Below are 12,908 nucleotides of genomic sequence, written 5' to 3'. Positions count from 1 at the left end.
ATGAAATGAGTGTTTGATGAGAAATAGTCGATGGAGGAATTTTTACAGCACCTCATTTTTATTATTCCCCTTTTCTAGAATAATGGTATCGGAGCTTCAACAAAAAAGAAGTTCTCTTTGGAACTTCTTATTAAATTAAACGCTGACATTTGTCAAGTGTTTTTCAAATAAAATAAAGAAAAGCCAGCACGCTTTTCTTCAAATTTTAACCATAATGCTAAAAAGAGACCACGATATGGAAACTTAAAATATCTAGCTCTCTAGATTTAAAACTCAAACAATCTCCCAACCTTTGTTCAGCAAGCTATATTTTAACTGTTTGTTCGCAAAAAAAGCATAAATAAAGGTTAAACCTCCCAATGAAGGCAAAGAAACTTCCCACATTTGCCCCGTCAACATGAAACTAATAAAACTAACTATCGTAACTCCAAGGAACATATAACCAATAACTCTCCACTCGCCCCTAAACATCAATGCCCAAATGCCAAAGAAAAATACGGTCCATGAAAAACCTTGTTTAACTATGCGCGTAGCACCTGTACTGGTGTTTTTTAATGTAATGTGAGTCATACTTATCTCCTCATCTTTCTCTTTGTTCTTTAATTTAAAATTCAAAAACCTTGCCCCAGTGTAAAAACTCCTCTTGGTCTTTTCTTCCAGTTCTCCTCTTGTTAATCTACTGTCTTCATATCAACGCTTCGAACAAATTCATATTACTTTCTCTGCGAGGTTCACTTTTATATCACGCATTTCCATTTTTTCACGATTTTTAATGCCTGATACGAAAAGAACTATGCAAATCCTATGCTATTTAAAACACTAGATTCAGCTGAATTAAATGGTGCTGTAAAAAATAAAATAAGAAACAGCGCTAAAATATAGCTAAACACCTCTCTCAGTTTTATAATATATTGACTTCATTTAATCTATTTTTTCAACGAACAACGGTTCTCTGGACTTGACTAAAAACATTGATTCGCACTTCTTCTCCGATTTCCATTGTTCCTTTTAGTTGAGCTTTGACATTAGTCACTTTACTTTTTTGTCATTTACTTCTGTAATGTTCTCTAGCTAAATACGACAAAAGAAGAATCCCAATAATCATTGAAATTCCCCAGCTCGTCCACTCTGCTGAATCTGAATGCTGTAAAAATGGTACGTAGGCCAGCAACAGCTTTTTAATTCCTAGGTTAACAGCTACGATAACTGCATAAGAAATGACACCTTGACAAAACCACTTCACGTCTTTCCTCCTTCCATAAATTTCTTCATAAGTATTTAAATCTATTTAGCGAATAAGGTAGCCAAAATGTAGAAAATGTAGATGTGTGCTGGATAAAAGATATAAAAGAAATTTTTCATCCCTTTACCCTTTTTCCCATCGTACAGTGCCATCGGTATCGCTGCAAACACCATCATCCACTGAATGCCCCTAGTTTCTAAAAGAAACAGCCCCATTGAAAGTAAGACGAGGCATAAGATTTGAATCCAACGTTTTTCTCTAAAAATATAGAATAAAAGCCCTAAAATAACCACCATAAAGCCGCCTTCAACCATCAAAATGTTAGGAACGAGTAGGAACAGCTGTATCAACCAAGTTGGTGTATTCTCATTTAATATCAAAACTTGTAAAAGGGCAGGTAAAATAGGGAGCAAAGTAATGACAATGCCTTTTAAAATCTTCTTGGCTTTCAATAAATCCCAAGCATACATGTAAACCGTTGTCATGAAGAAAGTTGAAAAAGCATTATTAATAAGCGTAATGTCTGGATTGCGCAGCAAATAAACGTTGAGCAAAATATTTCCTGCCCCCATCAAGAGAGAGGCAATCAAGAGTCGGGTCATGAGTTTTTTCTTGCTTCTCGTATAGAAAAAGCTTTCGGCCATTAAAAACAAGAAGATGGGAAAAACAGGTCGTCCCAGCATATTGAAGAACTGTGGTACGTCAGCAGTATTCCACATCTGAAAGATATGGTCAAAAATCATCAAGACAACTGCAAAAAGTTTGAGATTTGTCCCATTGAAAATACTGTTTTTTGTTTGAATTTCTTGCAAAATTTTTCTCCTTTATAAGCTTAATAACCTTGCTTTTTTCCAAAAGATGAGAGCTTTTTCCTCTTTCTTATAAAGACTTTCTCCTTGAGCAGCAGACAAACAAGAACTTAAGATTGAAAAAGGAAGTCAGTTCTTGTTTGTCTATTGTTCAAAGCTAGCCAGCAGAGAAGATAGAAAAAGGCTCCATTGATAATTCTTCCCCTATTTTAGACGCATAATACGCTATTGAAGATGAAAATTGGTGCCAAAAGCACTCCAGATCAGATCAGGTCACATTACTTTTGCCAACTTTTTTCTTAATCTTTTGTTAATATTATTCTTTTCAAAGCATTCTTATTAATACATTTATTATTTTCGTATTATTATTGTATAATTATTATGCGACTTTGACAATTTACATTTGAACTACATTTGTAAACCTTAATAAATTATTCCTTTTTGAATGTCAAAAATAAATAGACAAAATGGAGGACTACAACAGTGCTTTCTGAAACTGCACAAGCCATTATCAATCACACAATAGAGCTTTTAGAAACCAAACCTATAACATCTATTTCAATTGTAGAAATCACGTCTTCGATCCAAATCAGTCGTGTAACCTTTTATAAGTATTTTAGAAATATAAGGGATGTACTTGATGTCTTGGTTGAAGAACTGCTGCTTGGGTTCAGCCAAAAGCTTCAAGAAAAGAACACCCATTTACTTGACTTTGTGAACATGAACAGCTCTTCTGCAATAAAAGCTACCCTGTACGACAATGCTCTAGGCGTCGATAAATATTTCTATGCAAACCGCAAATACATCAAGGGCTTACTCTTCAAAAATAGCGGAATTGATTTTATCTCAATGCTACAAGCGGTGTACTACAATCATTTCCATGTTGCGATTGAAAATGTCCTGTCTATGTACGATAAGAAACTCATCTCAAGATATGTGAACTTTATGGCTTCTGGTGTTACAGCCATTTGGCAAGAATGGTTTGTCAATAATTTTGATTTATCTGTTGAAACGATAACAAATGACCGCTTAGATATGCTTGCTCCGTCGCTCACGGCACTTTACACGAGAAAATAAAAGGAAGGTCTTTATAAAACTCTTGCTAAAGCAAATCAGAAGACAGCTAAAAACGGAGAGAGTGAGCAAAAATAACCTGAACATAAGAGAGAAAGAAACTTATTTTATCCAAAGAAAAAACGCTCAGAGATGCGTTTCATTGCGCATCTTAAGCGTTTTTTCTTTAAGAATTTATCTATTTTCGTAGGCTTTCACAGTTTCTAAGAAAGCTTTACCATATTTTTTCAGTTTTACTTGTCCCACACCAGAGACTTTTAAAAATTCTTCTTCTCCCTGAGGCATGATTCGTGCCATATCTTTCAGTGAAGCATCTGAAAAAATCATGAAAGGTGGAACGCCTTCTTCTTTGGCAAGCTCAAGACGTAGTGTACGCAAGTCTTCAAACAGTTCTGCATTAAAGGATAATTCTGATGCTGTCGTCTTTTTCTCTGGACTCAAAGCTGCACGGCGCCAAACTCTTTCTCTACCCTGCAGCACGTCTATACCGCGCTTCGAAACCCCGAGTAAGGGATATTTCCCCGCAGAAACTACCAGATAGCCTTCCCCAGTCAAAAAGTCAATCAATTCTCCAATCGCTTTTTGAGAATAGTCTTTCATAATGCCAAAAGTAGAGAGTTTTTCAAAGTTCCAGCGGGCTAAATTTTTATTTTTAGAACCAACCAATACTTGTGCTACTGCTGTCTTCCCAAAGCGCTGCTCCATGCGAACTACACAGGACAGCACTTTTTGGGTTTCCAAGGTAACATCCGTACGCTCACGATCATCCAAACAATTCGAGCACTTGTGACAGTCCTCACCCTTATCACCAAAATACTGCAAAATATAGCCTTGCAAGCAAGTTTCTGAACTCGCATAAGCCTGCATCTGTCTGAGCTTTTCGTACTCTTGTTCCTTGTGCTGCTCACTTCCCTCACCTTGTTCGATGAGAAAGTTGCGCAAACGCACATCATTAGGTGAAAACAAAAGAACAGCATCCGAATCTAAACCGTCACGCCCCGCACGACCAGCCTCCTGATAATAAGCTTCAATCGTTGCAGGCATCCCATAATGAATCACAAAGCGAACATTACTCTTATTGATTCCCATGCCGAAAGCATTTGTTGCGACCATAATCGGAACAGCATCGTAAAGAAAATCCTCTTGGTTTTTCTGCCGTTCCCTTTCAGATAGCCCTGCGTGATAACGTTTTGCTGGAAAATGGTTACGGTTGAGCCATTCCGTAACTTCTTCCACCTCCTTGCGTGTGTTGGCATAAATAATGCCTGATTCATCTTGATGCTCCTTTAAATAGGACTTTAAAAAATCCCGTTTATCCTTGCCTTTCACTACTTCAAAGCGAAGATTTTCTCGTAAAAATCCAGTTTTTACAGTACTTTCTGCTGATATATGCAAAAGTTCTTGAATATCCTGTGAAACACGAGGAGTCGCTGTAGCTGTCAGAGCCAATATCGTCGGTGAAGTTGGCAAATCAGATAAACGCTCAGCAAAAGTAACATAAGAGGGCCTAAAGTCATGCCCCCACTGGGAAATACAATGTGCTTCATCGATAGCTACTAAATCAATGGGCAAGTGCTGTAAAAAGGAATTAAAAGACTCCAGTTCAAAACGCTCCGGTGCAACAAATAAAATCTTAACTTGGCCGCTTTCAACCTGTTGCATCCGAAAGTGTACCTCCATCTCATCCACAGTTGAGTTGATAAAAGTAGCAGGGATATTGGCGATATTGAGCTGGTCTACTTGATCTTTCATGAGAGAAATCAAAGGGGAAACGACCAAAGTTATCCCCTCTTGTAAAAGTGCTGGAAGCTGATAACAAATCGACTTTCCAGCCCCCGTTGGTAAGATACCGAGTGTATCTGTCCCTTGTAAGACTTGTTCTATAATTTGCTTTTGCCCTTGGCGGAAACTTTCGTAACCGAAAAATTCTTTGAGTTTTTCTTCTAAATTCATCTTTTTTTATTATAGCAAAATATGATGCACTGTGTTGCTGGTGAAAAAATAAACAATCATTCTGATGTGCTGGTTTGGCGAAGAATTGTATTAGCTATTGACTTTTAACTTGCTTGACTGATAATTGACAAATGCCACGATAAGAGAACGTAACCCAATCCAGCATGGCCATATGCAACTCAAATCTGCCGCGAATTGACTATAACGTGAACAGCTTCAAAAATAACCTCTATCAATCTTTAATTGCTCTCATCTACACATCGTACTTAAAAAAGTCAAAAACTCCTGACCAAGCAGGAGCTTCTGAAGTAAATAACCGCACTACTAATAACAGGCTTTTTCCAAAAATTTGCTTAATGTGTACGATTATAAAGGACACTTGAGATAAAGGAAAGCACAATAATCAAACCGCCAAGTAATCCAGTTACCGCTTCACCTATTTCCCAACGAATACTTGCTAAAATAAGAATAGCCAAGGTCAATATTGCCCAATGTGCCCCGTGTTCTAAATATACTAACTCATTAAGTGTTCCTTTTTCAACCAAATAAAGTGTAAGAGAGCGGACAAACATTGCCCCTATGACACCCAAACCCAGCAAAATAATAATTGGATCAGAAGTGATTGCAAAAGCACCAATCACACCATCAAAACTAAAAGAAGCATCAATAACTTCCAAGTACATGAAAAGCGAGAAGGCTGCACGACCAACTGCATACGTCGCTTCTCCTGTTGCATGCTTTGGCAAGTGCTCTGTCATCATCTCTCCAAAGCCATTAACCAGCATAAAAGTCACAATACCTAAAATCCCTGAAAAAAGAATCGCATGTGCATCAGCAGCAACAAATTCTGCTGTTAAAAGGAGAATAATCAGAGAAATAATAGCATTGGCTGCCGGAAAATGTCCAATTTGTTGTAAGAGTTTTTCAGGCAATTTCAACCACGTATGTGCTCTTTTGTCAAAGAAAAATCCCAAGGCTAGCATCAACAAAAACATTCCGCCAAAAGCGGCAATAGTGGGATGAGCATGATGCAATATATAACCATATGTCCCTGGAATCGATGAATCCCCTTTTTCCAAAGCTAAGCGCATCGCACTCACCGGATCCAAGTGAGCCGATACCCCCACAATCAAAAGCGGAAAAATCAAACGCATCCCCACTACAGCAATTAAAATTCCCACCGTTAGAAATATTTTACGCCAGGCAAGGCTCATCCGTTCTAAAATTCTTGCATTGACTATGGCGTTATCCATTGAAAGTGAAATTTCCAATACTGCAAGAATGGCTGTAATCATAAGACCGTCCCAGCCTGCATAAATATAGGCAGCAACCAACGCAATAATACTAACAATAAACGAGCTTCTAAAAATTTTCATAAATCCCTTTTCTAAATGTCCACTTCTACAAGTTGTTTTTCCCCTTTTGTTACAGAAATTTTTCCGCTAAACTGCTCGATTAAATCTTCCAGTACTCGCTCTGTTTCATCCAAATCCACAAAAAGTTTAACGGTCACATCTGATAAGAATTCACTTTCAGAGATTTCTAAACCTTGTTTACTTAAGAAACGCTGCAAGCTGTCAAAATTACTGTAATCCAATTTCAGTATGAGCTCTTCCTGAGTGACAAATTGCACCAAGCCCACTTGATCCAAAGCATGTCCCACACTGCCAGCATAAGCACGTATTAAGCCGCCCGCACCAAGTTTAATTCCGCCAAAGTATCGGGTAACTACAGCGCAGACATTCGTAATTTGTCTTTTTTTCAAAATTTCTAACATGGGAACCCCAGCTGTTCCCGAAGGTTCACCATCATCACTTGAGCGCTGAATTTCCTGTCGATCACCCAAAGCAAAAGCCGAACAATTGTGTGTCGCCTTATAATGTTCTTTTTTTATCTTCGCAATAAAGTCACGCGCTTCTTCTTCAGTATAAACGCGCTTCAAATGGCAAATGAAGCGCGACTTTTTGATTTCTTCTTCTGCACAAAAATCCTTTTTTATAGTAATCGTCATAAATAAATTTTATCAAAATTAGTGAAAACATGCGACTTTTTTCGTCCAAGAAGAATATGAACGAATTATACGGGAGATTGCTCCTCAAAAAAGAATTAAGCGCAGTACCTATTCAGGCTATTCTTTTAGAGGGGATGAAAGAAATTTCAAAAACTAAAGTCAGATGCAGCCGCTGTGGAAAAACCAGTGAGAAGAAAGAAGTACAGTTACCGATTGGGGCTTACTATTGTCCCTACTGTATTCAGATGGGACGTGTTCGCTCCGATGAAAAACTCTACCATCTTCCTCCGGAGCGCTTCCCAGCAGTCTCTTATCTCAGCTGGGAAGGGGACTTGACTCCCTCTCAGCAGTCTATATCCGAACAGCTGGTCCACTTGAACCAAAAGCATGAAACGATACTCGTCCAAGCGGTAACTGGCGCTGGAAAAACAGAGATGATTTATCAAGTCATTAACGAAACACTAAAAAGAGGGGAAGCTGTCGGTTTGACAAGCCCTCGGATTGATGTATGTCTGGAACTTTACCGGCGTTTAAAGAAAGACTTTTCCTGCCCCATCTCACTTTTACACGGGGAAGGAGAAGCCTACCGTCGCTCTCCCCTAGTCATTGCTACAACGCATCAACTCTTACGTTTTCGTCATTCCTTTGACTTACTCATTCTTGATGAGGTTGATGCTTTCCCCTTCCCTGATAATGACATTCTTTCTTTCGCGCTCAACCAAGCGCGAAAACCTTCTTCAACCTTGATTTATCTAACTGCAACAACTACACATGATTTAGAGAGACAAGTAAAATTAGGGCACATCAAAAAATTACAATTGCCGCGGCGTTTTCACGGTTCCCCACTTGTTCTCCCACAATTCTTCTGGCAGAGCAAATTTTACCAAATGATTAAAAAACAAAGAACTACAGGTTTTCCCTTACTTATTTTTGTTCCTGAAATAAGACAAGGTAAAGCACTGACTCAAGATTTAGTAGAAAAATTTCCTAAAGAAACGATTTCTTTTGTTGCCTCAACAAGTACTCAGCGACTAGAAAATGTAGAAAAATTCAGACAGAAGGAAATCTCCATCCTTGTGTCAACAACAATATTGGAGCGCGGTGTTACTTTCCCTAAAGTTGATGTTTTCGTCTATCACAGCCATCATCATAACTTTACCCGGTCAAGTTTAATCCAAATCGCAGGACGTGTTGGACGTAGCCCTCAAAGATCTGATGGGAAGGTTTATTTCTTCCATCTGGGCAAAACCAACTCCATGCTAGAAGCCTATAAAAATATTAGAGCAATGAACCAAGCAGGTGGTTTCTGATGAAGTGCTTACTCTGTCAATCTGATTTCTCTCCTTCGCTTTCCTTTTATCAGCTCTTCCTTCTCCTTCCTCAATCTCCTCGACTCTGTTCCTCTTGTTATTCAAAATTCCACTTCATAAAACCACCTCACTGCAGCCGATGTTTCAAAACTGGAGTAAATGGTATCTGTTCAGATTGCCGCTTCTGGGAAGACGAGGAAGGGATAATCATCAAACACCAAGCAATCTTCACTTACAACGAAGCCATGGAAGATTATTTTAGTCGTTATAAATTTATGGGAGATTATCGTTTACGTAAAGCCTTTAGTCACTACTTTAAGAAAGAAAAAGATTATACCATTGTCCCTGTTCCTATAAGTGAAAAACGCTTGCAAGAAAGAGGTTTTAATCAAGTCGTAGGCTTTATTGATCATCTTCACTTCATGCCCCTTTTGGAAAAAGAAGAGGGTCTTTCGCAGCACACCCTTAGCAGGAATAAAAGACTGCAAAATAAAAACACCTTCACTCTCAAAGCAAAAGTAAAGGTTCCTAACAAAGTTTTACTTATTGATGATGTCTACACTACAGGACGTACTCTACAGCATGCTATAACCGTTCTGAAAGAAGCCGGTGCCCAAGACGTAAGAAGTTTCTCACTTTGTCGCTAACTCTTAGAAAAAGATATTCCAAATTTTAGGTAGAAAGATAAAGGAAGCTACAAGCAAAGCAAAACCAGAGATTACTAAAACAGCTCCAGCAGCCATATCCTTAGCTCTCTTGGCCCGCAAATGAAATTGGTAGTCTGCAGCTAAATCAACAACATTTTCTATAGCCGAGTTCAACAATTCTGCAGTAAAAACCAAAAAAACAGCCAGGAAAAGGAAAAGCCACTCAAACTCTCTAATTTGAAAAACAATACCTGAAATCAAAGCCAATACTGCAGAAAGAGCATGCTTACGCATGTTTCTTTCTTCTTTGAAAGCCGTCCAAATTCCAGTAATTGCAAACTCCATACTGGAGACGATATTGGTATTTTTCCAACGTTTGCGCTCCGAGCTCACAGGAATTTCCCCGTCAGCAAAATCTTCCTTATTAAAAATTTTTACGTCTTTTTCTTTATCTTTTAAGTCCATAAGCAGTCAAAATCTCCTCCTGAAGTCCGAACATTTCCGCTTCTTCTTCTGGAGTATAATGGTCGTAACCATTAATATGTAAGAAGCCGTGGACCACTAACCAACCGTATTCACGCTTAAGAGAATGCCCATACTCTTTTGCTTGCTCTGCTGCCTTATCGATTGAAATGAAGAGCTCACCGATAAAGGGATCCAACTCTGTCATCAATTCTTCTGGAATTTCCATATCCTCGTCAAAGAAAAATTCTTCTTCATCCGGCTTATATTCGAGAGAAATGACATCCGTTGGTGCATCTTTTTCTCTATATTTCAGATTAATTTCTTGTGAACGTGAATTATCAACAAAAGTTACAGCCATTTCCTTAGATTCCGCAAGCTTAATATAGTCTGCCGCAAATTTTAATAGCTTTTCTGTTTGTTCGATAATCTCTTCTGAAACTTGTTCCGTTTCATCAACTAATTCGATATACATTATCTTCCCTATTATTTATTATTACTTTATATGCTTTTGTTCCATCATCTTTTTTGCAAAATTTAAAAGAGCTGCTTGAGTAGAAGGCATAACATCTTTGGGCAACTGCTCAAAAGGAAACCAGCGTGCATCTGTGACTTCACTGGCTTCAAGAAGAATTGCTCCTGAAAATTCATTACTTGTGTAAACAACATCAACGATATGCACTTCATCACCGTTGGGATAGCAGAAATGCTGCTCTTCTCCAGAACATACTGTAAATAATTCCATATCACTCACAGTCAGTCCTATTTCTTCGAACAGTTCACGTCTTGCAGCTTCTTCTGCCGTTTCTCCCGGCTCAATCGAACCACCATGATAAGACCAACAGCCTGTATCTTTACGCTTTTGGAGCAATATCCCTTCATCATTATAAATAATGAGACTCGCACAAGCAATCACAAGTGGTCGGGGACCTAATATTTTGCGCAAGTCAAGAACATAGCCTTCAGACATGTTTGTCTCCTTTTTTCTCATAAGCATTGATAATTTGAGCCACGACAGGATGACGAACGACATCTTTAACTGTAAAATAGACAAAATCAATACTGTTTAAACCAGAAAGTTTTTCCTGCGCATCAATCAAGCCAGATTTTACTTTAGAAGCCAAATCAATCTGTGAGATGTCCCCATTGACAATCATTTTTGAGTTGAACCCCAAGCGCGTGAGGAACATCTTCATCTGCATCGTTGTTGTATTCTGGGCCTCATCCAAGATAACAAAGGCATCGTCTAAAGTACGTCCACGCATGTAAGCTAGAGGTGCAATTTCGATAATTCCACGCTCCATCATCCGTTCGGTTGCATTTTTTCCTAAAATCTGGAATAAAGCATCATAAACAGGACGCAGATAAGGATCTACTTTTTCTTGTAGATCGCCTGGCAAGAAGCCGAGATTTTCACCAGCTTCAACAGCCGGACGTGTCAAGATAATCCGCTTCACTTGTCCATTACGCAATGCTTGAACAGCCATAACAACAGCTAAGAAAGTTTTGCCTGTCCCTGCAGGTCCTATGCCAAACACGACATCGTGATGCTTTACGCTGTCTACATAAAGTTTTTGGCCCACATTTTTTAAGCGGATTGGTGTCCCCACAGCATCTTTCGTCAATTCAATTTCATAAAGTGTGATGAAATTTTCAATATTATCTTCCAACACCATCTTGATTGCAATCATTGCATCTGAACTGTGTACAGGTAATCCCCGTGAAATTAAGACCAGGAGCGCTTGCAGAACCTTACGTGCTTGCTCAGGAGCATTCTCGTTATCCGCAAAAATCTGCACCCTTTCTCCCCTGTAGTTGATATCAACAGCAAGTTGAGATTCTATCAACTGTGCATTTTTATCCTGTGAGCCAAAAAGCAAAACTGCATCTTCGGGGTTTTCCAACTTAAACTCTACGGAATGTTTAGCCAAACAAATACCTTCCTGTTCTTTTATTTATAATCTTTGTCTCATTATATCATATTTCAGAGCTTATACGTGTTCACACCTGCAAATAAAAAATCACTGAGACAAATATCTCAATGATTTTTAGCTTATTTTTTCTCTACATGGGGCAGGTCGATAGATTCCGCTAAAGCAAGAGAAACTATCTGTCCTTTATAGACACTCATGCCAGAGGTAAGAGGAAGGCTTGCGGCCAACGCTTCATCTAAACCTTTATCTGCAATGAGCTTCAAGTATTCTATATTACCTTTAGACATCACTAAAGTTGATGTTCTAGGTGTCGCTCCTGGCATGTTAGGCACTGCATAATGGATAACATCATGTTTTACAAATACGGGGTTTGCATGACTGGTTGCATGTTCAATCGTTTCAACTGTTCCACCCTGGTCAATAGCAATATCCACAATAACTGAACTAGGTTTCATCAACTTAACCATATATTCCTTCACAAGTTTAGGCGGTTTAGCACCAGGTATCAAAATTGTTGAAATAAATACATCTGCTTCTTTGATATGTTCTTCCAAAGCTTCCGTTGTTGACTTAATAATCTGAATGTTTTTTCCTAAATAACGTGCTTCAAGCTCCTGTATACGCTTATCATTCAGCTCCAATATAACAACTGAACAGCCAATACTCAAGGCGATGTCTGCTGCATTCTCGGCAGCCGTTCCACCACCAAATATCACAACATGTCCTGCTTCAATCCCGCTGTCAGGAATACCTGGAAGCAGAATCCCTTGCCCTCCATGCTGTTTCTCCAAGTAATACTGTCCAAGATTAACTGCGCGTCTCCCTGCAATAGCACTTAAAGGTTTCAAAAGAGGAAAAATGCCATCAGCCGCAATATTTTCAGCGGAAAAAGCCGTAATATTCATTTCCATCATCTTCTCTACGCAGGCTTTGTTGGCTGGCAAATGCAAGAAGCCCCAAATGATTTGACCTTGTTTAAGGTATTGGTATTCTTCTTCCAGGGGTTCTTTTACCCGGACAAGAAGTTCTGCTTCCCAAGCCTTGGCACGGTCAACAATCTCAGCACCAGCTTCAATATACTGCTCATTTGAAAAACCAGCTCCTGCACCAGCTTTATTTTCTACAAAAAGTTGATGACCGGCCTCTACCAGAATTTTTACATTTTCTGGTGTCATGCCCACTCTTTCTTCTCCTTGTTTCAGGTCTTTGACAACACCTATAATCATTGTTTTTCCTCCACTTTCTGTATCCACTATAGAGTAAATATAGCATAAATAAAGCGCTTAACTTTGAGAAAGGGAAAAAAACACCCCTTTTTAGAAGAATAAGAAATTTTTGTTTTCTATTCTACAAAATATATTTTTAGTGAAAAGTAAAATGTATTGACGTCTAATACAGTGTAAGGCAAAAAAAGATATTATGTATTGAAAGGAGGAACTGAAACATAGTATCGCAATAATTTATA

Annotated in this window: 14 protein-coding genes; 3 read left to right on the top strand and 11 right to left on the bottom strand. The window is 38.6% G+C overall.

The window, feature by feature from the left end; genetic code table 11:
* Positions 1-273: 273 nt before the first annotated feature.
* The 3 genes from B4H39_RS00875 to B4H39_RS00865 all read right to left on the bottom strand — a co-directional run bounded on the left by B4H39_RS00875 (position 274) and on the right by B4H39_RS00865 (position 2,055).
* Positions 274-570 carry a hypothetical protein gene (locus tag B4H39_RS00875; RefSeq protein ID WP_202231040.1) on the bottom strand — a complete coding sequence of 99 codons (297 nt, stop codon included), beginning with the start codon at positions 568-570 and terminating at the stop codon, positions 274-276.
* 475 nt (positions 571-1,045) lie between these two features.
* Positions 1,046-1,243 (bottom strand): hypothetical protein, encoded by a 198-nt coding sequence (locus B4H39_RS00870; RefSeq protein WP_202231039.1) that lies wholly within the window; start codon positions 1,241-1,243, stop codon positions 1,046-1,048.
* 41 nt (positions 1,244-1,284) lie between these two features.
* Positions 1,285-2,055, bottom strand: coding sequence for a TraX family protein (locus B4H39_RS00865; protein WP_237459991.1), 771 nt, complete (start codon positions 2,053-2,055; stop codon positions 1,285-1,287).
* Between the two features lie 480 nt (positions 2,056-2,535).
* Here B4H39_RS00865 and B4H39_RS00860 point away from each other — a divergent pair, with 480 nt between their 5' ends.
* The gene (locus tag B4H39_RS00860) at positions 2,536-3,129 is read left to right on the top strand and encodes a TetR/AcrR family transcriptional regulator (RefSeq protein WP_251423086.1); all 594 of its coding nucleotides are present in this window, start codon (positions 2,536-2,538) and stop codon (positions 3,127-3,129) included.
* Positions 3,130-3,300: 171 nt separating this feature from the next.
* On the opposite strand, the gene recQ is transcribed toward B4H39_RS00860, so the two are convergent.
* The 3 genes from recQ to B4H39_RS00845 all read right to left on the bottom strand — a co-directional run bounded on the left by recQ (position 3,301) and on the right by B4H39_RS00845 (position 7,090).
* Positions 3,301-5,079 (bottom strand): DNA helicase RecQ, encoded by a 1,779-nt coding sequence (recQ, locus tag B4H39_RS00855; protein ID WP_202231037.1) that lies wholly within the window; start codon positions 5,077-5,079, stop codon positions 3,301-3,303.
* A gap of 353 nt (positions 5,080-5,432) precedes the next feature.
* Positions 5,433-6,455: a DUF475 domain-containing protein gene (locus B4H39_RS00850; RefSeq protein WP_251423083.1), complete on the bottom strand. Its 1,023-nt coding sequence runs from the start codon at positions 6,453-6,455 to the stop codon at positions 5,433-5,435.
* 11 nt (positions 6,456-6,466) lie between these two features.
* Positions 6,467-7,090 (bottom strand): YigZ family protein, encoded by a 624-nt coding sequence (locus B4H39_RS00845; RefSeq protein ID WP_251423080.1) that lies wholly within the window; start codon positions 7,088-7,090, stop codon positions 6,467-6,469.
* A 56-nt stretch (positions 7,091-7,146) separates the two neighbouring features.
* Here B4H39_RS00845 and B4H39_RS00840 point away from each other — a divergent pair, with 56 nt between their 5' ends.
* Positions 7,147-8,400, top strand: a complete 1,254-nt coding sequence (locus tag B4H39_RS00840; protein ID WP_251423078.1) for a DEAD/DEAH box helicase — start codon at positions 7,147-7,149, stop codon at positions 8,398-8,400.
* A gap of 245 nt (positions 8,401-8,645) precedes the next feature.
* On the top strand, positions 8,646-9,047 hold the full coding sequence (locus B4H39_RS00835) for a ComF family protein (RefSeq protein ID WP_237459990.1): 402 nt from the start codon (positions 8,646-8,648) through the stop codon (positions 9,045-9,047).
* Between the two features lie 3 nt (positions 9,048-9,050).
* On the opposite strand, the gene B4H39_RS00830 is transcribed toward B4H39_RS00835, so the two are convergent.
* The 5 genes from B4H39_RS00830 to ald all read right to left on the bottom strand — a co-directional run bounded on the left by B4H39_RS00830 (position 9,051) and on the right by ald (position 12,669).
* Positions 9,051-9,512, bottom strand: a complete 462-nt coding sequence (locus tag B4H39_RS00830; protein WP_271328253.1) for a diacylglycerol kinase family protein — start codon at positions 9,510-9,512, stop codon at positions 9,051-9,053.
* The gene (gene ybeY, locus B4H39_RS00825; RefSeq protein WP_251423074.1) at positions 9,496-9,984 is read right to left on the bottom strand and encodes an rRNA maturation RNase YbeY; all 489 of its coding nucleotides are present in this window, start codon (positions 9,982-9,984) and stop codon (positions 9,496-9,498) included. The genes B4H39_RS00830 and ybeY overlap by 17 nt, the downstream gene beginning before the upstream one ends.
* A gap of 21 nt (positions 9,985-10,005) precedes the next feature.
* A complete protein-coding gene (locus B4H39_RS00820; RefSeq protein WP_251423070.1) occupies positions 10,006-10,479 on the bottom strand; it encodes an NUDIX hydrolase in 474 nt (157 codons plus the stop codon).
* The gene (locus B4H39_RS00815; protein WP_251423068.1) at positions 10,472-11,440 is read right to left on the bottom strand and encodes a PhoH family protein; all 969 of its coding nucleotides are present in this window, start codon (positions 11,438-11,440) and stop codon (positions 10,472-10,474) included. The genes B4H39_RS00820 and B4H39_RS00815 overlap by 8 nt, the downstream gene beginning before the upstream one ends.
* Before the next feature lie 122 nt (positions 11,441-11,562).
* Positions 11,563-12,669, bottom strand: coding sequence for an alanine dehydrogenase (gene ald, locus B4H39_RS00810; RefSeq protein ID WP_251423065.1), 1,107 nt, complete (start codon positions 12,667-12,669; stop codon positions 11,563-11,565).
* Positions 12,670-12,908 lie beyond the last annotated feature (239 nt).

Origin of the sequence: Lactococcus sp. UBA7128 (assembly GCF_002492185.1) — a bacterium.
Lineage (GTDB): Bacteria > Bacillota > Bacilli > Lactobacillales > Streptococcaceae > Lactococcus > Lactococcus muris.
Note: the sequence above shows the minus strand (reverse complement) of the source record. Positions and strands in the feature narration are given on the sequence as shown.

Bases quoted from the DNA above. Each gene is read 5' to 3' on its own strand.
- B4H39_RS00875 (WP_202231040.1), bottom strand. From the start codon at position 570: ATGACTCACATTACATTAAAAAACACCAGTACAGGTGCTACGCGCATA.
- recQ (WP_202231037.1), bottom strand. From the start codon at position 5,079: ATGAATTTAGAAGAAAAACTCAAAGAATTTTTCGGTTACGAAAGTTTC.
- B4H39_RS00850 (WP_251423083.1), bottom strand. From the start codon at position 6,455: ATGAAAATTTTTAGAAGCTCGTTTATTGTTAGTATTATTGCGTTGGTT.
- B4H39_RS00845 (WP_251423080.1), bottom strand. From the start codon at position 7,090: ATGACGATTACTATAAAAAAGGATTTTTGTGCAGAAGAAGAAATCAAA.
- B4H39_RS00840 (WP_251423078.1), top strand. From the start codon at position 7,147: ATGAACGAATTATACGGGAGATTGCTCCTCAAAAAAGAATTAAGCGCA.
- B4H39_RS00835 (WP_237459990.1), top strand. From the start codon at position 8,646: ATGGAAGATTATTTTAGTCGTTATAAATTTATGGGAGATTATCGTTTA.
- B4H39_RS00830 (WP_271328253.1), bottom strand. From the start codon at position 9,512: ATGGACTTAAAAGATAAAGAAAAAGACGTAAAAATTTTTAATAAGGAA.
- ybeY (WP_251423074.1), bottom strand. From the start codon at position 9,984: ATGTATATCGAATTAGTTGATGAAACGGAACAAGTTTCAGAAGAGATT.
- B4H39_RS00820 (WP_251423070.1), bottom strand. From the start codon at position 10,479: ATGTCTGAAGGCTATGTTCTTGACTTGCGCAAAATATTAGGTCCCCGA.
- ald (WP_251423065.1), bottom strand. From the start codon at position 12,669: ATGATTATAGGTGTTGTCAAAGACCTGAAACAAGGAGAAGAAAGAGTG.